This window comes from Mesorhizobium sp. BHbdii, assembly GCF_053848045.1.
In genome coordinates this window covers 397,822-414,106 of record NZ_JBSPKX010000004.1, presented here as the reverse complement: position 1 = coordinate 414,106, position 16,285 = coordinate 397,822, and the positions used below count along the sequence as shown (strand labels likewise).

The window sequence follows — 16,285 nt, the reverse complement described above, 5'->3', positions numbered from 1 at the left end:
CCCCCGGGCCTGGTGCAATCGCGTCCCTCTAGAGCCAATTGCCGGAGGACGCAAACGACAAGTTAGCGGAAATCGATATGCCGCGACGACGCTGGACCCGGCCAAACCGGCGAATTGGATAAATAATTTGACCAGTTGGCGACACTGGCTTTATCCTGCGCGACACCGGTTCAATCCCCAGGCCATCCCCGTTGAGCGATATTTTCTCCAGGATCGAGCATCCCCGCACCGCCGACGAGGTGGTGCAGCAGATCGAGAGCCTGATCCTCGAAGGCGTTCTGCGCACCGGCGACAGGCTGCCGGGCGAGCGCGAGCTGGCACGGCAGTTCGAGGTGTCGCGGCCGATCCTGCGCGATGCGCTGAAGGCGCTGGAGGGGCGCGGGCTTTTGACGACGCGGCCCGGCGGCGGCACCCATGTCGCGGACGTCATCGGCCAGCTGTTCACCAAGCCGGTGACGGACCTGATCTCCATGCACCGCAAGGCGGCGACCGACTATCTGGAATACCGCCGCGAGATCGAAGCGGTGGCGGCCGAGTACGCGGCGCGGCGCGCAACATCCGACGATCTGGCGTTGCTCGACCGCATCATGGCGCGCATGGACGAGGCGCACCGGACCGGCAATTTCGACGACGAGGCGGAAATCGACGTCGAGTTCCACCACGCAATCTGCGAATGCGCGCACAACATCATCCTCCTGCACACGCTGCGCTCGTGCTACCGGCTGCTGTCGGAGGGCGTCTTCCAGAACCGGCTCTTGGTGTTCAACGTGCCGGGCGCGCGCGAAGCGCTGCTTTCGCAGCACCGGGCGATCTACGCGGCGGTCAAGGCCGGCGATCCGGCGGCCGCACGGCAGGCGGCGATGGACCACATCACCCATGTCGAACGCACCATGGCCGAGGCCGAGCGTAGCGGCGACTGGCAGCGTGTGTCGCGGCTGAGGCTGATGCAGCGCTCAGAGGCCGGCGACAGCGAGCCGGCAAGAAAACGCTCGTGAGAGACTGTTTGGAAACTCTACTGCGGCGGCCATCTGATGGCGTTTTCTGCGCCTACCTACAGCGCCGCGCGTCCTTTGGGCGCGCAAAGGACGCTGTAGCACTTTTGATTTTGCGCATGATCCTTTCCGAAAATCTTTCCAATTTTCGGGTCATGCGCGGGCTCACGGACCCAAAATGTCCGCTCCGCTCCGGTTCTCGAAACCACCACCATATGACTCGCCGGAGCGACTTTCCAAACAGTCTCTGAGCGCCGGCCAAGAAAAATCAATGACGAATTAGCGAACAACCAGCGGAAAACCCATGAGCATGATCCTCACCATCGCCGATCTCAAGGACCTGGCGCGCCGCCGAGTGCCGAAGATGTTCTTCGACTATGCCGATTCAGGTGGATGGACCGAAAGCACCTACCGCGCCAACGAGGAGGATTTCCAAAAGATCAAGTTCCGCCAGCGCGTGCTGGTCGACATGAGCAACCGCTCGCTGGAATCGACCATGATCGGCGAGAAGGTGGCGATGCCGGTGGCGCTGGCGCCGACCGGTATGACCGGCATGCAGCACCCCGACGGCGAGATGCTGGCGGCGCAGGCGGCGGAGGAATTCGGCGTGCCGTTCACGCTTTCGACGATGAGCATCTGCTCGATCGAGGATGTCGCATCGGTGACCAAGAAGCCGTTCTGGTTCCAGCTCTATGTGCTTCGCGATAAAGATTTCGTCCTCAATCTCATCGACAGGGCCAAGGCGGCGAAATGCTCGGCGCTGGTGCTGACGCTCGATCTGCAGATCCTCGGCCAGCGCCATAAGGATATCCGCAACGGGCTGTCGGCGCCGCCGCGCTTCACGCCGAAACACATCTGGCAGATGGCGACCAGACCGGGCTGGTGCATCGGCATGGCCGGTACCCAGCGCCGGACCTTCCGCAACATCGTCGGCCACGCCAAGGGCGTCGGCGACCTCACCTCGCTGTCCTCATGGACGACGGAGCAATTCGATCCGCATCTGTCGTGGAAGGACGTTGCCTGGATCAAGGAACGCTGGGGCGGCAAGCTGATCCTGAAAGGCATCCTCGACAAGGAAGACGCGCTGATGGCGGCCAAGACCGGCGCCGACGCGATCATCGTCTCCAATCATGGCGGGCGCCAGCTCGACGGTGCGCCGTCGTCGATCGAGGTGCTGGAAGAGATCGCCGACGCTGTCGGTGACACGATCGAGGTGCATATGGATGGCGGCATCCGCTCGGGCCAGGACGTGCTAAAGGCGCTGTGTCTTGGCGCCAAGGGCACCTATATCGGCCGGCCTTTCCTTTACGGCCTTGGCGCGCTCGGCAAGGATGGGGTCACCAAAGCCTTGGAAATCATACGCAAGGAGATGGACATAACGCTGGCACTGTGCGGAAAGCGTCTGGTAACCGACATGGGCAAGGATCAGCTTCGGCGTTAGACTCCCGTGACGGCATGATCACGGAGATGGACGCATTGATTGCCCCCGGCATCCACTTTCTCGACGCGCGCGGACCGGAAGGCACGCGCATCTATGCGGTCGGCGACGTGCATGGCCGGCTCGACCTGCTCGTCGCCATGTACCGCCGGATTGCGGCCGAGATCCGCCAGGAGCGGCCGGCCGACTGGCGTGTCATCCATCTCGGCGACTATGTGGACCGCGGCCCGGACTCCAAGGGCGTCATCGATTTCCTGATCGAAGTGCGAAAACGCGACCCGCGCCACCTGATGCTCGCCGGCAACCACGACATCGGCTTCCTCGACTTCCTCGATGCACCCGATGCGGACGGGCTTTTCATGCGCTATGGCGGCATCCAGACCGCGCAGTCCTATGGCGTGGTGCTCAATGAAGGCGGCGGTGCGTGGTTTGGCAGGTCCGAGGCGGCACTGCGGCAAGGCCATGCGGCGCTGGTCGAGGCCGTGCCGAAAAGCCATGTCGACTTCCTGCAGTCGCTAGCGTTTTCACTGACCTTTGGCGACTTCTTCTTTTGCCATGCCGGCATCCGGCCAGGCATTGCGCTGGAAAGTCAGAGCACGCAGGACCTGATCTGGATCCGCGATGTCTTCCACAATCATTCCGGCCTGCATCCGAAGATCGTGGTGCATGGCCACACGCCGGTTTCGGAGGCGGAGGTGATGGTCAACCGGGTCAATATCGACACGCTTGCCTACCAGACGGGAAACCTCAGCGCGCTCGTCGTCGACGGCGCGGACAAGCGTATCCTGGTGGTGTCAGGTGAGAGGGCCTAAAGCGCGTCGCGCTCCAAGTCTGTGTTTTAGCGAAGCGCGGCGGTGACGCCGTAGCCATCGACGGCGTTGTGGTTGTTGGCGACGTCGCCGGCATAAGTGCCGAAGCCGCACAACACTATGGCCGACAACATGACAAAGGACAGAAGCGCTGCTTTCACGGACGTCATCTCTTGTTGAGCTCTCTTCATCTGTGCACGAGGCGGGTTACCAATGGGTTGAAACGGAAATACGTCTCAAAATTTCGACGATTTCGCCCTTCTAGGCAGTTTCTGTATCGGCGATGTGTCGCGCGAGTGAGACAAAGGGTTCATCGCGTTGCACGGAAGATGCAGAGCGCGTGCCTTCTAGGGTGGTGGGCGGCCACAAGCCAAGGACGAAACAAGCTGTCCACAGCGGATTTTTGCCAACGTGCCAAATATGCAACGTCGGGACCGACAGCCGTCAGATCGTCGCCACCCAGGCGCGGGCAATGGCCAGCCCGGCGGCATCGGCATCCGGTCCGTGATGGGCCATTTCGTCGTCGAGCCGAGTGCTCCAGTCCGGGTGCCGTTCGGCAATGAGCGATGCGAAGGATGAGCTCCAGTCGCGGACCATCGGCCGGTCCGCCTCGAAATGGAACTGAAAGCCATAGACGGCGCGGCCCATGCGAAACGCCTGGTTCTCGGCGACTTCGTTGCCGGCGAGCCGCACGGCACCTTCAGGCAAGGCAAAAGTGTCGTCGTGCCATTCGAAGATGGGGAAATTTTCAGGCAGCGCGGCGAGCACCGGATCGGCCTTCGCCGCCGGAGTGAGAGAGACCTTGTGCCAGCCGAATTCCGAGGCGCCGCCGATCCGGTTCTCGCCGCCGAAGGCGCGCGCGACCAGTTGGCTGCCAAGGCAGATACCGAGCACGGCGCGATCCTTGTTCGCAAAATCGCGCGTCAGGTCGAGCAGTTCAGGGAAATACGGGCAAATCTCGTCGTCCAGGGCATTCTGGGCGCCGCCGAGCACGACCATGGCGTCGTGCGCATCGCTGTCCTGCGGCAGCATCTCGCCACAATAGGGCCGGCGCAGGTCGATATCGGCGCCCGCCTCGACTAGCGCTGCGCCGATCTGGCCAAGGCCCTCACTGTCGAAATTTTGGACGACCAGCACCCGCATTGAAAACCTGCTGACATGAAAATGATGCGTCGAGCGATATCATGCCGCCGTCATTTCGGCCAAGATGCGTATTCGGGGAGAAAGCTATGCCACTGCAGAACCGCGTAGACCCGTTCGGCGTTCTCCGCGCCGTGCCGGAGCGTGGCCTGTTGATGGGCAATCGCGGTATCATCCATGACCCCGAAACGAAGACGCTGCTGAAAAAGCGCTGGGCACTGCAGGCCTGGATCATCTGCGTCTGTGACTTCCGCGATGTACGGCGCGAGCCGATGGGCCGAAACAGGAACGGTGGCAAGACCGGCTGGACCGAGCTGTTTTTCCTGGACGAGGTCACAGCGCTCTCGGCCGGGCATCGGCCTTGCTTCTTCTGCCGGCGCGAGCGGGCGAGCGAATTCGTCCAGCGCTTCGGCGTGGCCTACGGCATTGCCGAGCCGCGCGCACCGCAGGTTGATAAGCGGCTGCATAAGGAGCGGCTGGCGGCAGGTGGGCGGGCACCGGTCGTATCCGCGGAAGAGCTTGCCGGGTTGCCGGACGGCGCCATGATTGCGGAAGGGGGCAACGCCTATGCGATGCGCGGCCGCAAGGCGCTGCGCTGGTCGTTCGCAGGCTATGGCGATCGGGTGGGGTTCGGTGGTTTTGCCGACCGTCCAATCCGCCTGCTCACGCCGGCAACCACCGTTTCCGTGCTGCGGCAAGGCTACGAACCGGTCTGGCATCCCTCGGCTGAGACTTGACGCCAAGGTTTGGCTCGCCCATTCCTCGGCGATGCGCGCCAATTACAAGATGCAGCGGCTGTTCGTGCCGAACGACCTCGGACCGGAAGCCGAGTTCGAGGCGAGCCCGCAGCAGGGTCATTACCTGATGCATGTGCTGCGGCTCGGCGAAGGCGCCGAAATCCTGTTGTTCAACGGCCGAGACGGCGAATGGTCGGCGGCAATCGCCGCGAAATCCAAAAAAGCGGTGCGGCTGAAGGTGCTGGCCTTGCAGCGGCCGCAGCCGCCGCTGCCCAATCTCATCTACTGCTTTGCGCCATTGAAGCAGGGTCGGCTCGATTATCTGGTGCAGAAGGCGGTCGAGATGGGCGCCGGCGTCCTGCAGCCGGTCATCACCCAGCACACGCAAGTGGCGAAGCCCGGCATCGAACGCCTGCGCGCCAATGTCGTCGAGGCCGCCGAACAATGCGGCATTCTGGCGGTTCCGGAGGTGCGCGAAGCGGAAAAGTTCGAGCGCCTGCTGGCCGGCTGGGACAAGGAGCGGCGGTTGATCTTCTGCGACGAGGATGCCTCGACCAACAATCCCCTGCCCGCGCTGCAAGCGGTACGGGAGAAAAAGTTCGGGTTGCTGGTCGGGCCCGAGGGCGGGTTTTCTGACGAGGAACGAAGGATGCTGAGGGTGCTGCCTTTCGTAACCGCCATTCCGCTCGGTCCGCGCATCCTGCGCGCCGACACGGCTGCGGTGGCGGCACTGGCGGTGATACAGGCGACGGTCGGGGACTGGTGAAGATTCTCCCCTTCTCCCCAGCGGGCCCTTGCGGGAGAAGGAAGAAGCAGCGTCAATCAATTCCAGTTAGCCTGTGGCTCAGGATTTTTCGCTTGATCGCCTACTGACATTTCGTCCATCTAGCGCCGGCGGTCGTCCGACCGCCTGCAGAGGACTTGTAATGGCGCGCGACACAACCGATTTCCGGCCGATCGAAGGCGTCGACGAGCTTGTCGCGCATCTGGCTGAAGGCAACAAGCCGCGCGACAAATGGCGCATCGGCACCGAACACGAGAAATTCCCGTTCTATGTCGACGGCAATGCGCCGGTGCCCTATGGCGGCGAGCACGGCATCCGCGCCATTCTCGAGGGCATGCAGGAAAAACTCGGCTGGGATCCGATCATGGATGCCGGCCGCATTATCGGGCTGGTCGAGCCGACCGGCCAGGGCGCGATCTCGCTGGAGCCCGGCGGCCAGTTCGAACTGTCCGGCGCGCCGCTGGAGACGATCCACCAGACCTGCCGCGAAGGCAATGCGCATCTGGCGCAGGTGCGCGAGATCGCCGAGCCGATGGGCATACGCTTCCTCGGCCTCGGCGGCAGCCCGAAATGGTCACTGGCCGACACACCGAAAATGCCGAAATCGCGTTACGAGATCATGACGCGCTACATGCCCAAGGTCGGCACCAAAGGACTCGACATGATGTACCGCACCTGCACCATCCAGGTGAATCTCGACTTCGAGAGCGAGGCCGACATGCGCCGCAAGATGCAGGTGTCGCTGAAGCTGCAGCCACTGTCGACGGCGCTGTTCGCCAACTCGCCCTTCACCGAAGGCCGGCCCAACGGATTTCAGAGTTGGCGCGGCGACATCTGGCGCGACACCGACAACCAGCGCTCGGGCCTGCTCGAATTCTGCTTCTCGCCCGATTTCGGCTTCGCCGACTATGTCGAATGGGCGCTCGAAGTGCCGATGTATTTCGTCATCCGCGACGGCCAGTACCACGACATGACACACGTCACCTTCCGCCAGTTCATGGCAGGTGCGGCCCGCAACGAGATACCCGACGGGCTGCCGACGATGGGCGATTGGGCGAACCATCTGTCGACGCTGTTCCCCGACGTGCGATTGAAGCGTTTCCTTGAAATGCGCGGCGCCGATGGCGGACCGTGGCGGCGCATCTGCGCGCTGCCGGCCTTCTGGGTCGGGCTGCTCTATGACGCGGCGGCGCTCGACGCGGCCGAGGCGCTGGCCTCGAGCTGGAGCTATGAAGAGGTGCTGGCGATGCGCAACGCCGTGCCGGAACAGGGCATTTCGGCGCCGTTCCGCAACACGACACTGCGCGAGATCGCCCGCGACGTGCTTGTCATCTCGCGCATGGGGCTGAAGAACCGCGGCCGCAAGAACCGCGACGGCTATGATGAAACGTCGTTCCTCAGCACGCTGGACGAAGTGGTCGCGCGTGGCACGACAAGCGCCGAAGAGCTGCTCTCCGCCTATCATACGCGCTGGGGCGGCTCGATCGAGCCGGTGTTCATGGAATATGCGTACTAGCAGTTTGCTATCCGGTTGGCCGACAGCTCAGGAATAGTCGCCTCAGTTAGTAGTGGAAACGAATTAGAGCGCCGCGCGCCCTGGTGGACGCGCAAGGACGCCCTGACTCTCTTTAAGCTACCGCATCGTGCTTTCCGAAAATCGATTCCGATTTTCGGGCCGATGCGGTAGGCTTTCCTGCGAGGATTTTCCCGGAGGAGAAAACCAATGCCTTCCTTGTTCGACATTCTGGCGCAGGCTCAGAACGGCAACGGCATGCAGGCCCTGGCCCAACAGTTCGGGCTGTCGCAGCAGCAAACGCAATCGGCGGTGGAGGCGCTGCTGCCGGCTTTTTCACAGGGGCTGAAGCGCAACACGTCCGATCCTTACGGGCTCGGCGCATTCATGACGGCAATGGCCAGCGGCCAGCACGCCAAATATTTCGAGGACGCAAGCCGGGCTTTCTCGCCGCAGGGCGTCGATGAAGGCAACGGCATTCTTGGCCATCTGTTCGGCTCGAAAGAGCTGTCCCGCGCCGTTGCCAGCCAGGCTGCGCAGGCAAGCGGTGTCAGCCAGCAGGTTTTGCAGCAGATGCTGCCGGCCGTGGCTTCGATGATGATGGGCGGACTGTTCAAGCAGACCACAAATCAGATGCAGGCAGCAGGCGGATTCGGCGGCGGCAGCAATCCGCTCGGCGAGATTATCGAGCAGATGATGCGGCAGGCCGGCGGAGCCGCGCAAGCGCCGGCACCACAGCAGCGCCAGGCGCCCGGCCCGATGGACAACCCACTCGGCAAGGTGCTGCAGGACATGTTCGGCGGCGGCGCGCAGCAGCCGCAAACCCAGCCGCAGCAGGCGCCCAGTCCCTACGGCGACAATCCGCTCGGCAAGGTGCTGCAGGATATGTTCGGCGGCGGTGCGCAACAGCCGCAAAGCCAGCCGCAGCCCCAACAAACGCAGAACCCGTATGGTGACAATCCGCTCGGCAAGGTGCTGCAGGATATGTTCGGCGGTGGTGCGCAACAGCCGCAGCAGCCTCAGCCGCAGCCGCGTCAGGCGCCCCAGCAGCGCCCGGCGCCACAGCCGCCGGCCAATCCGAGCGGCAGGCCAAGGAATCCGTTCGACGATTTGTTCGGCAAGATGTTCGAGACGGGCGCGCAGCAGCGCGACGATTACCTGAAGGGCGTCGAATCGATCTTCGACCAGTTCAAGCGAGGAATGGATCGCCGGTAACCCGACGAGGCTGCCGGCATCTGATCTTCAGCGTTGATCAAAGAAAATGCCCGGTCCTTGTGAGAACCGGGCAGTGTGCAGGCGGGCCGGCGGGGGAACCGGCAGGGAGTGGGAGCCTGCGAAATCCAAGCGCCGTGCGCCCTTTAGACGCGCAAAGCACGCGAAAGGGCACGCAACAACGCGATCATGCCACCTTGCGGGCAATACCCTCTATCGTGTCTGTGCGATCGGCCGCGATGATGCGAAGCCTCTCGGTTGGATCGCGGCCGAACGGCACCTCGATGGCGACGTGGAGATCGGCGCGCGTCAAGCCGATGTCGGCGAGTTCGGAGTCCGACATCTCGCCAAGGCGATAGAAGGCGCGGCGGTTTTTCCAGGCGCGATAGACGTTGGAGATGGTGTTGACTACGCGCGTCGCAATAGCCGGACGCGACGTGATGCGCGAAGTCTCGGTGGCGAAATCAAACGTAGCCATGTCAGTCTCCTTTCATTCGAACGGACGAAGACAGGTGATCGGCGCTGGCAACAGCGGCCGTTCCGGTCCCGATTCACTTACAAGACGCATGTCGTCGTCCTAAAACCGGTGACCACTTTTAGGTGACATGCATTGCTTTGATGTGGACAATCGTAAATTTGCCATCGTTCGATTGATTAATCCAACGAATGTTTCTAATCTTTAGCATCAACAGCAGTGATGGATTGGACCGATGAAAGCGCCACTCGATCTCGATCAGTTGCAGACCTTCGTCACGATTGTCGACACCGGCAGCTTTACCCGCGCGGCAGAAGAGGTGCATCGGACTCAGTCGGCGGTGTCCATGCAGATGCGCCGGCTGGAGGAGCGGATCGGCAAGCCGCTGTTCGAAAAGGACGGGCGTACCAACAGGCTGACCGAGGACGGCGACAGGCTGCTCTCCTACGCAAGACGGCTGCTGTTCCTCAATCGCGAAACGCTGGCCGCCTTCGACGACCGGCGGCTCGAAGGCACGATCCGCATCGGCACGCCGGACGACTATGCCGATCGCTTCCTGCCCGAGATCATGGCCCGCTTCGCCCGTTCCAATCCACGTGTCGAGCTGACCGTCATCTGCGAGCCGACGCCGGGGCTGGTCGAGCATATCAAGCGCGGCAATCTCGATCTGGCGCTGGTGACGCATAATGACGCGCACGGTCAGTCGGAAGTGGTGCGGCGCGAACCGCTGCTGTGGGTCACTTCGGCCAACCACGCGACACATGAGCAGGACACATTGCCGATGGCTTTCGGCCGCCCGAACTGCATCTGGCGGCGGGCTGCCGTCGACGTGCTCGACCGGCAGAACCGCGACTACCGCATCCTGTTCACCAGCTTCTCGGCAACCGTCATCACCGCCGCGGTGCTTTCCGGCCTGGCCATCTCGGTGCTGCCGGAATGCGCGCTGCGGCCCGGCATGCGGGTTCTGGGCGACGCCGACGGGTTCGGCGCCCTGCCCGATTGCCGCATCGGCATCATGCGCGGCCAGACGTCGCGGCCGGAGATCGTCGACGCGCTGGCCCGCCACATTTCGGAAAGCCTCGATAATATTTCCGTGCCGCTCGGCGAAGAGACGGGGAGCTTCGACTTCGCAGCACTCGCCTTTTCGAAGCTGAAGCGAACCAAGCCGAACCAGATCCTGCCGGGCTGGTAAGGATCAGGCGAAAACTGTTTCCTGCGTGCTGTCGTTGCCGGGCAAAAAGCCGGGCAGGCGCAGCAATTGGTCCGGCTCCAGTGGCAGCGACAGCAGGTAGCCTTGAAACTCTCGGCAGCCCATGGCGACGAGCAGCGCCTTTTGCTCCTCGGTCTCGACGCCTTCCGCAGTGACGCCGACGTGGAGAGCGTCGGCAAGATCGACCAGCGCCCTGACGATCGCTACCGAACTCTCGTCGCGGCCAAGAAGGTTCACGAAAGACCGGTCAATCTTGAGCTTGTCGATGGCGTGGCGGCGCAGATAGTTCAGCGACGAATAGCCGGTGCCGAAGTCGTCGAGTACTATGGCGATCCCCGACTGGCGCAAGGCAGCCAGAGCCGTCCTGGTCGTATCGTTGTTGTCCAGCAGCACGCTCTCGGTGATCTCGAGCTGCAGGCGCCCTGGCGCCAATCCGGTCTCGGCGAGGATCGCGACAACCTGCTCGACAAAATCGGAGTCGCGCAGTTGCAGCGGCGACACGTTGACGGCCATCCAAGGTAAATCGGTGCCGACAGCGAAGCGGCAGGCTTCGTGCAGCACCCATTTGCCAAGCTGACCGATCATGCCACGTTCTTCGGCGATGGCGATGAACTGTGCTGGCGGCAGTGCACCGTGGACCTCATGTCCCCAGCGGATCAGCGCCTCGGCACCGAGGATCGTGCTGCCGTCTGCCGCAAAGACCGGCTGATACGCCAGCTTGATCCCGGTTCCGCCATTCAGGGCATGGCGAAGCTCGCTCTCGACCTTGCGCTTGCGCAGCAGGAGGTCGTCCATGTCGCCGGCGAAGACCTCGTAACGGCCGCGACCATTCTTCTTGGCTTCGTAAAGCGCGATGTCGGCCTTGCGCAGCAAGTCGTCCGCATCGGCACCTGGACCGGTCGACAATGCGATGCCGATGCTGGCGCTGACAAAAACCTGGTCGTCGGCCAGCTTGAACGGCTCCTGCAGCTTTTGAAGCAGGCCCTCCGAAACATCTTCGGCGCCTCGGATGTCGTGTACATCGATCAGGATCATAGCGAACTCATCGCCGCCGAGCCGTGCCACGGTGTCGACTTCGCGGATTGCCTGCTGGAGCCTCGCGGCGGTCTGGCGAACGAGCTCGTCGCCGGCAGGGTGGCCAAGCGTGTCGTTGACGTGCTTGAAACGGTCGAGGTCGAGGTAAAGCAGTGCCACTTTGGCAGTTTCGTGACTGGCCGTGAGCAAAGCGCGCCGGAGCCGGTCCTCGAACAGGGCTCGGTTGGGAAGGCCGGTGAGCGTGTCGTGGAAGGCGAGATACTGCGCCTTGTCCTGACTGGTCTGCAGCGCCAACGATGTACGGCGGAGGCGGCGCAGCAGGAATGCCAGAACACCGGCCGCAAGCAGCGCGCCGCCGATCAGGGCCGGGCCTGCCTCGCGCACCAGTGCTCTTCCTGGCCGCTCCTGATCCCAGCCGACAAAAGCCAGGATGACGCCACGCGAATCGACCAGCGGAATGGCGGCCTCGCCGACCGGCTTCGACAACGGCAGCAGGCGGGCGCCCGTCAGCAGATATTGCCCGGCGATCTTGGCCAGGACCGCATCGGTGATGAACTGCACCGAGATATGAAGGTATTCGCTGCCAGGTGCCTGGACGACGCGGTCGGTACCCGGTATCAGCGGCATGATGCTGAGGATGGCAGGCCTTCCGTCAAGCTCCACCAGATCCCCGGCGACCAATTTGACCGGACCGCCGGCCTGATTTTCTTTCGCCGGCTCACGGATCAGCCGGCGTACCCTCTCCACGGTGGGCAACAGAACCGGCTCGTCCTCGCTGTAACTGGCCGGCGCCATCACCTTTCCTTCACGCATCGCATGGATCGGGCGGTCGCCGGCATCCAGTATATAGACCCGATCATGCCCGTAGTAGGAATACATCCAGACGCTGATGTTATCGACGATCCAGACCTCGTTGCCCGCTTTGGTATTGATGACGGCATCGTCCCAGACGGCGATGCTTTCCTGCTCGCGCTCCACCGCCGCGATCCGGTCCCGCATGCCGTTGGTGAAAAAAATTTTCTGCCGCTCGAGGGAGGTGCTATCCGCCTGGATGGTGGCGTAAAAGCCAAAGCCGACGACCATAGCAAGCGCGAAAATGGCAAGCGCCATCATCGTTAGCGTGACCTGGAACGTCAATGGGCTGCGTCGAAGGCGTCGGCTCATGCGTCCTGGCCACTCTCTTTTCCGTGACAGTCATCAAATCGGGTTAAGATCAGGTTATGCTATGGGCGACAGCCTTGACGCCGGCCAACAACCGCCCCCCAATCGGCCCATGAGCGACGCAGCATCCGAATCACGCACCAATGCCACCGAATACACGGTGAGCGAGATTTCCGGCGCGCTGAAGCGCACGGTCGAGGACGTCTTCGGCAATGTGCGGGTGCGTGGCGAAATATCAGGCTATCGCGGGCCGCACTCCTCCGGCCATGCCTATTTCTGCCTGAAGGACGACCGCGCACGGCTCGACGCCGTGGTCTGGAAGACCACAATGAGCCGGCTGAAGTTCCGCCCCGAAGAGGGCATGGAGGTGATCGCCACCGGCCGGCTCACCACCTATCCTGGAAAGTCCACCTACCAGATCGTCATCGACAATCTGGAGCCGGCCGGCGCCGGAGCGCTGATGGCGCTGCTGGACGAGCGCAAGCGCCGGCTGCAGGCCGAAGGCCTGTTCGATGGCAGCCGCAAGCGCTTGCTGCCATTCATGCCGCGCGTCATCGGCGTCGTCACCTCGCCGACAGGCTCCGTCATTCGCGACATCATCCACCGGATCAAGGACCGGTTTCCGTTGCACGTGCTTGTCTGGCCGGTGCGGGTGCAGGGCGAGACGGCAGGCGCCGAAGTGACAGCCGCCGTCAACGGCTTCAACGCACTGGCGCAGGATGGCATTATTCCGCACCCCGACGTGTTGATCGTGGCGCGCGGCGGCGGCAGCCTGGAGGACCTTTGGGGGTTCAATGACGAGGGGCTGGCCCGCGCCGTCGCCGCCTCGCGCATTCCGGTGATCTCCGCTGTCGGCCATGAAACGGACTGGACGCTGATCGACCTGGCGGCGGATGTGCGGGCGCCGACACCGACGGGTGCTGCTGAGATCGCCGTGCCGGTCAAAGTCGACCTCGAAGCGACGCTTGCCGGTCTTGGCGCGCGGCTGAAGACCGCGGTATCGCGCAATTTCGAGCGCAAGCTCCAGGCGGTGCGTGCCGCTGCCCGGGCGCTGCCCTCGCCCGACCAGTTGCTGGCGCTGCCGCGCCGGCGTTTCGACGAGGCGACCAGCCGGCTGGGCCGGGCGCTGTCCGTCAGCGTCCAGCGCAAACGAGCCAGGCTTCAGGCGCAGCGGCTGACGCCGGCCACCCTGTCGCGACGCATGAACGAGGCCCGCACGCTGGCCGGCCGCGACCTCGCCCGCGCGCAAGCGGCGTTCTTCGCCATCGTGCGCGAGCGGCGAACGCGGTTTTCGCGCACCGCGGCGCGGCTTTCGCCGGCGCCGATCGCAAGGCGGCAGAAATTGCAGGCAGATGCCCTGGCGGCGCTGTCGCGGCGACAGGACCGGGTGATTTCCGTACGGCTCGAGCGCTTGCGCGGGAAATTGACCCAGGCCGACCGGCTGCTGGCGACGCTGTCGCACAAGGCGGTGTTGGCGCGTGGCTTCGCCTTGGTGAAAGACGCCGACGGCGCGGTGATCAAGCAAGCTGCGGAAGTGGTGCCGGGTATGGCACTTTCGCTGGAGTTTGCCGACGGGACCGCCGATGCGGTTGCGACCAGCGCTGCCGCACGATCGAAAACAACTGCGAAGCCGGCCGCCAAAACCAAGGAGCCTGGCAATCAAGGCTCCCTGTTCTGAGTGGCAATGATTTTCTGAGCACCTATGATTTCTGAGCCCGCATGACCGACAATCATCACCAGACGACGCCTTCCGGCAGGCCGCGCGCGCGAGCCTTCGGCATAAGTTTTGACGGCACGCCTGGGCCGTTCAACGCCATCACCGATGTGGCTGGCGTTGCTCTCGGTTATTCGACGCTGATTTCGGGCGATGGTGCGCTGGTGGTCGGCAAGGGACCGGTGCGCACCGGCGTGACCGCTATCCTGCCGAGACCGCGCGCCGATCTCGCCACGCCGGTTTTTGCCGGCATCTTCAGCCAGAACGGCAATGGCGAATTGACCGGCTCGCACATCATCGAGGAAACCGGTGCCTTCAATTTCCCGATCACCATCACCAACACGCATTCCTGCGGCGTTTCACGCGACGCAACGCTGCGCTGGATGCAGCGCGTGCTGCCGGCCGTGCTCGACAGCGGCTGGGGCCTGCCGGTGGCGGCGGAAACCTATGACGGTTTCCTGAACGACATCAACGGCCACCATCTCAGGTTCAAGCATGTCGCCGCGGCACTCGATGGCGCGACCAGAGCATCGATCGAGGAAGGCAGCGTCGGCGGCGGCACCGGCATGATCGCCTTCGGTTTCAAGGCAGGCTCCGGCACGGCATCGCGCATCGTCGAATGGCACGGCCGGCGCTACACGGTCGGCGCGTTCGTGCAGGCGAATTTCGGCAAGCGGAGCAATTTTGTCATTCGCGGCTTGCGTGCCGGGCCCGATCTCGTGGAACCGGCTATCGGCGAAAACACGCCGCGCGCCGAAAAGGGCTCAATCATCGGGATCGTCGCCACCGATGCGCCGTTCATGCCGCATCAGATGAAGCGGCTGGCCCGCCGGGCGCCGCTCGGCGTCGCCATGACCGGCGGGTTCGGCTATCATAGCTCGGGCGATATTTTCCTCGCCTTTTCGACCGCCAACCGCGAGGCGGCACTGGCGCCGTCAGGCCGCATCGGCAGCGCCGATTTTATCCCGGATACCGACATCGATCTGTTCTTCGACGCCGTGATCGAAAGTGTGGAGGAAGCGATCCTCAATGCGCTGGTCGCCAATGACGACATGACCGGGCGCGACGGCAATTTCGTGCCGGCGCTGCCGAAGGCATGGCTCAAGGGCAAATTCGGTGCAAGTCAGGGAAAGTAGGACTGTGTGGCGTGTCACGCGTCGCACAGGTCTTGGAAATGGTTGAGCCTGATAATAGATGCCTTTCGCCGGGTCGGCATGTCACTCGGCAGGCTTGTCCGAATTCTTTTCGTCCTGGTCGGCCTCAGCCGCCTCTTCCAGCTTCGACGCTATAAGCTCCTGAATGTCGCCGACCTCTTCCTGGATATCCTCCAGCGGTATGCCGGCTTCAGCCGCCTTGGCGGCGCATTCCCTGGCGAGGGTCTCGGCCTGCTCCTCGATCCTGTCTAGCGAGGGCTGGCAGTGGACCTTTTCGCCGATCCACCCTTGCAAGAACTCGATCGCGTGTTCGCTCATGCTGCTGTTCCCTGGCGGCTGCGCCGGTTGGTAATCATAAACGCCGGTATCCCCGAAAAGATGCACGATTCCATTCCAACCGAGTCGTCGTCGTCCGGCAAGCCGATCTTGCCCAAGCTCCACAGAGCTGACGTGAATCGAAGGTTCAAGGAGCACATTCTAATTGTTGACGAGATTCTATTTTCTTGAGGAGACTGGCACCGTTGGCTGGGATCATGTCCCGGATCGCACCATTGTTTCTACTTGCTTTTTTCCGGTATTCCAGTCAATTTGTATGACAATAGGTGTCACAATACGTGGCACGTTTGCGGCGCCATTCGCTGCGCACCCCTAGAGCACGCGGCCAAAGCCGCCGCTATATAGTGACATCCTCAGGCAATGTCGACTCTGCTCGCCATCCTGCTTGTTTCCGCTCCGCCGAGCGCATCTGTGTGGCGTATTATCATCATGGGGGCGAGCATACTTCACCGGGAATCGACCGAGCGCTTCGAGGTGCTGAGCAGCTAGGCGCGATAGCCTATGCCGGCGATCTTGCCGCGGGTCGCTTCTCGCCAAAGAGTTGCCGGCTGGCGGCCCGGGAGGCTGATTTCCTC

15 protein-coding genes are annotated in these 16,285 nt (G+C 63.1%); 10 read left to right on the top strand and 5 right to left on the bottom strand.

Features of this window, described 5'->3' with window-relative positions:
* The first annotated feature begins 191 nt into the window (after nt 1-191).
* The 3 genes from ACWTU8_RS22605 (at nt 192) to ACWTU8_RS22595 (ending at nt 3,242) form a co-directional block, all read left to right on the top strand.
* Nucleotides 192-995, top strand: a complete 804-nt coding sequence (locus ACWTU8_RS22605) for a FadR/GntR family transcriptional regulator (RefSeq protein WP_128341204.1) — start codon at nt 192-194, stop codon at nt 993-995.
* A gap of 301 nt (nt 996-1,296) precedes the next feature.
* Complete coding sequence (locus ACWTU8_RS22600) at nt 1,297-2,433, top strand: alpha-hydroxy acid oxidase (RefSeq protein ID WP_029348384.1); 1,137 nt, start codon at nt 1,297-1,299, stop codon at nt 2,431-2,433.
* 35 nt (nt 2,434-2,468) lie between these two features.
* Nucleotides 2,469-3,242 (top strand): metallophosphoesterase, encoded by a 774-nt coding sequence (locus ACWTU8_RS22595; protein WP_455850028.1) that lies wholly within the window; start codon nt 2,469-2,471, stop codon nt 3,240-3,242.
* A 26-nt stretch (nt 3,243-3,268) separates the two neighbouring features.
* Here the strand turns inward: ACWTU8_RS22595 and ACWTU8_RS22590 are convergent, their stop codons facing one another.
* Nucleotides 3,269-3,400: a hypothetical protein gene (locus tag ACWTU8_RS22590; RefSeq protein WP_455850037.1), complete on the bottom strand. Its 132-nt coding sequence runs from the start codon at nt 3,398-3,400 to the stop codon at nt 3,269-3,271.
* Between the two features lie 283 nt (nt 3,401-3,683).
* Nucleotides 3,684-4,382: a type 1 glutamine amidotransferase gene (locus tag ACWTU8_RS22585; RefSeq protein WP_029348387.1), complete on the bottom strand. Its 699-nt coding sequence runs from the start codon at nt 4,380-4,382 to the stop codon at nt 3,684-3,686.
* A gap of 86 nt (nt 4,383-4,468) precedes the next feature.
* On the opposite strand from ACWTU8_RS22585, the gene ACWTU8_RS22580 reads away from it, so the two are divergent.
* The 4 genes from ACWTU8_RS22580 to ACWTU8_RS22565 all read left to right on the top strand — a co-directional run bounded on the left by ACWTU8_RS22580 (nt 4,469) and on the right by ACWTU8_RS22565 (nt 8,628).
* Nucleotides 4,469-5,116, top strand: coding sequence for a hypothetical protein (locus ACWTU8_RS22580; protein WP_455849898.1), 648 nt, complete (start codon nt 4,469-4,471; stop codon nt 5,114-5,116).
* A 31-nt stretch (nt 5,117-5,147) separates the two neighbouring features.
* Nucleotides 5,148-5,882 (top strand): 16S rRNA (uracil(1498)-N(3))-methyltransferase, encoded by a 735-nt coding sequence (locus tag ACWTU8_RS22575; protein ID WP_065010790.1) that lies wholly within the window; start codon nt 5,148-5,150, stop codon nt 5,880-5,882.
* Nucleotides 5,883-6,042: 160 nt separating this feature from the next.
* A complete protein-coding gene (locus ACWTU8_RS22570; RefSeq protein WP_455849897.1) occupies nt 6,043-7,416 on the top strand; it encodes a glutamate--cysteine ligase in 1,374 nt (457 codons plus the stop codon).
* A gap of 207 nt (nt 7,417-7,623) precedes the next feature.
* Complete coding sequence (locus ACWTU8_RS22565) at nt 7,624-8,628, top strand: DUF937 domain-containing protein (RefSeq protein ID WP_455849896.1); 1,005 nt, start codon at nt 7,624-7,626, stop codon at nt 8,626-8,628.
* Between the two features lie 184 nt (nt 8,629-8,812).
* Here ACWTU8_RS22565 and ACWTU8_RS22560 read toward each other — a convergent pair whose 3' ends face one another.
* Entirely contained in the window at nt 8,813-9,103 is a 291-nt protein-coding gene (locus ACWTU8_RS22560) for a DUF1127 domain-containing protein (RefSeq protein ID WP_029348395.1), read from the bottom strand.
* A gap of 232 nt (nt 9,104-9,335) precedes the next feature.
* Between ACWTU8_RS22560 and ACWTU8_RS22555 the strand changes: the two genes are divergently transcribed.
* Nucleotides 9,336-10,292, top strand: a complete 957-nt coding sequence (locus tag ACWTU8_RS22555; RefSeq protein ID WP_029348396.1) for a LysR substrate-binding domain-containing protein — start codon at nt 9,336-9,338, stop codon at nt 10,290-10,292.
* A 3-nt stretch (nt 10,293-10,295) separates the two neighbouring features.
* On the opposite strand, the gene ACWTU8_RS22550 is transcribed toward ACWTU8_RS22555, so the two are convergent.
* On the bottom strand, nt 10,296-12,509 hold the full coding sequence (locus ACWTU8_RS22550; protein WP_455849895.1) for a putative bifunctional diguanylate cyclase/phosphodiesterase: 2,214 nt from the start codon (nt 12,507-12,509) through the stop codon (nt 10,296-10,298).
* A 109-nt stretch (nt 12,510-12,618) separates the two neighbouring features.
* Here ACWTU8_RS22550 and xseA point away from each other — a divergent pair, with 109 nt between their 5' ends.
* On the top strand, nt 12,619-14,184 hold the full coding sequence (gene xseA / locus ACWTU8_RS22545; RefSeq protein ID WP_455849894.1) for an exodeoxyribonuclease VII large subunit: 1,566 nt from the start codon (nt 12,619-12,621) through the stop codon (nt 14,182-14,184).
* A 41-nt stretch (nt 14,185-14,225) separates the two neighbouring features.
* Nucleotides 14,226-15,356 carry a DmpA family aminopeptidase gene (locus ACWTU8_RS22540; protein WP_455849893.1) on the top strand — a complete coding sequence of 377 codons (1,131 nt, stop codon included), beginning with the start codon at nt 14,226-14,228 and terminating at the stop codon, nt 15,354-15,356.
* A gap of 81 nt (nt 15,357-15,437) precedes the next feature.
* Here ACWTU8_RS22540 and ACWTU8_RS22535 read toward each other — a convergent pair whose 3' ends face one another.
* Entirely contained in the window at nt 15,438-15,692 is a 255-nt protein-coding gene (locus ACWTU8_RS22535) for a DUF768 domain-containing protein (RefSeq protein WP_095519374.1), read from the bottom strand.
* Nucleotides 15,693-16,285: the final 593 nt, after the last annotated feature.

Bases quoted from the DNA above. Each gene is read 5' to 3' on its own strand.
- ACWTU8_RS22600 (WP_029348384.1), top strand. From the start codon at position 1,297: ATGAGCATGATCCTCACCATCGCCGATCTCAAGGACCTGGCGCGCCGC.
- ACWTU8_RS22585 (WP_029348387.1), bottom strand. From the start codon at position 4,382: ATGCGGGTGCTGGTCGTCCAAAATTTCGACAGTGAGGGCCTTGGCCAG.
- ACWTU8_RS22580 (WP_455849898.1), top strand. From the start codon at position 4,469: ATGCCACTGCAGAACCGCGTAGACCCGTTCGGCGTTCTCCGCGCCGTG.
- ACWTU8_RS22575 (WP_065010790.1), top strand. From the start codon at position 5,148: ATGCGCGCCAATTACAAGATGCAGCGGCTGTTCGTGCCGAACGACCTC.
- ACWTU8_RS22570 (WP_455849897.1), top strand. From the start codon at position 6,043: ATGGCGCGCGACACAACCGATTTCCGGCCGATCGAAGGCGTCGACGAG.
- ACWTU8_RS22565 (WP_455849896.1), top strand. From the start codon at position 7,624: ATGCCTTCCTTGTTCGACATTCTGGCGCAGGCTCAGAACGGCAACGGC.
- ACWTU8_RS22560 (WP_029348395.1), bottom strand. From the start codon at position 9,103: ATGGCTACGTTTGATTTCGCCACCGAGACTTCGCGCATCACGTCGCGT.
- ACWTU8_RS22555 (WP_029348396.1), top strand. From the start codon at position 9,336: ATGAAAGCGCCACTCGATCTCGATCAGTTGCAGACCTTCGTCACGATT.
- ACWTU8_RS22550 (WP_455849895.1), bottom strand. From the start codon at position 12,509: ATGAGCCGACGCCTTCGACGCAGCCCATTGACGTTCCAGGTCACGCTA.
- xseA (WP_455849894.1), top strand. From the start codon at position 12,619: ATGAGCGACGCAGCATCCGAATCACGCACCAATGCCACCGAATACACG.
- ACWTU8_RS22540 (WP_455849893.1), top strand. From the start codon at position 14,226: ATGACCGACAATCATCACCAGACGACGCCTTCCGGCAGGCCGCGCGCG.
- ACWTU8_RS22535 (WP_095519374.1), bottom strand. From the start codon at position 15,692: ATGAGCGAACACGCGATCGAGTTCTTGCAAGGGTGGATCGGCGAAAAG.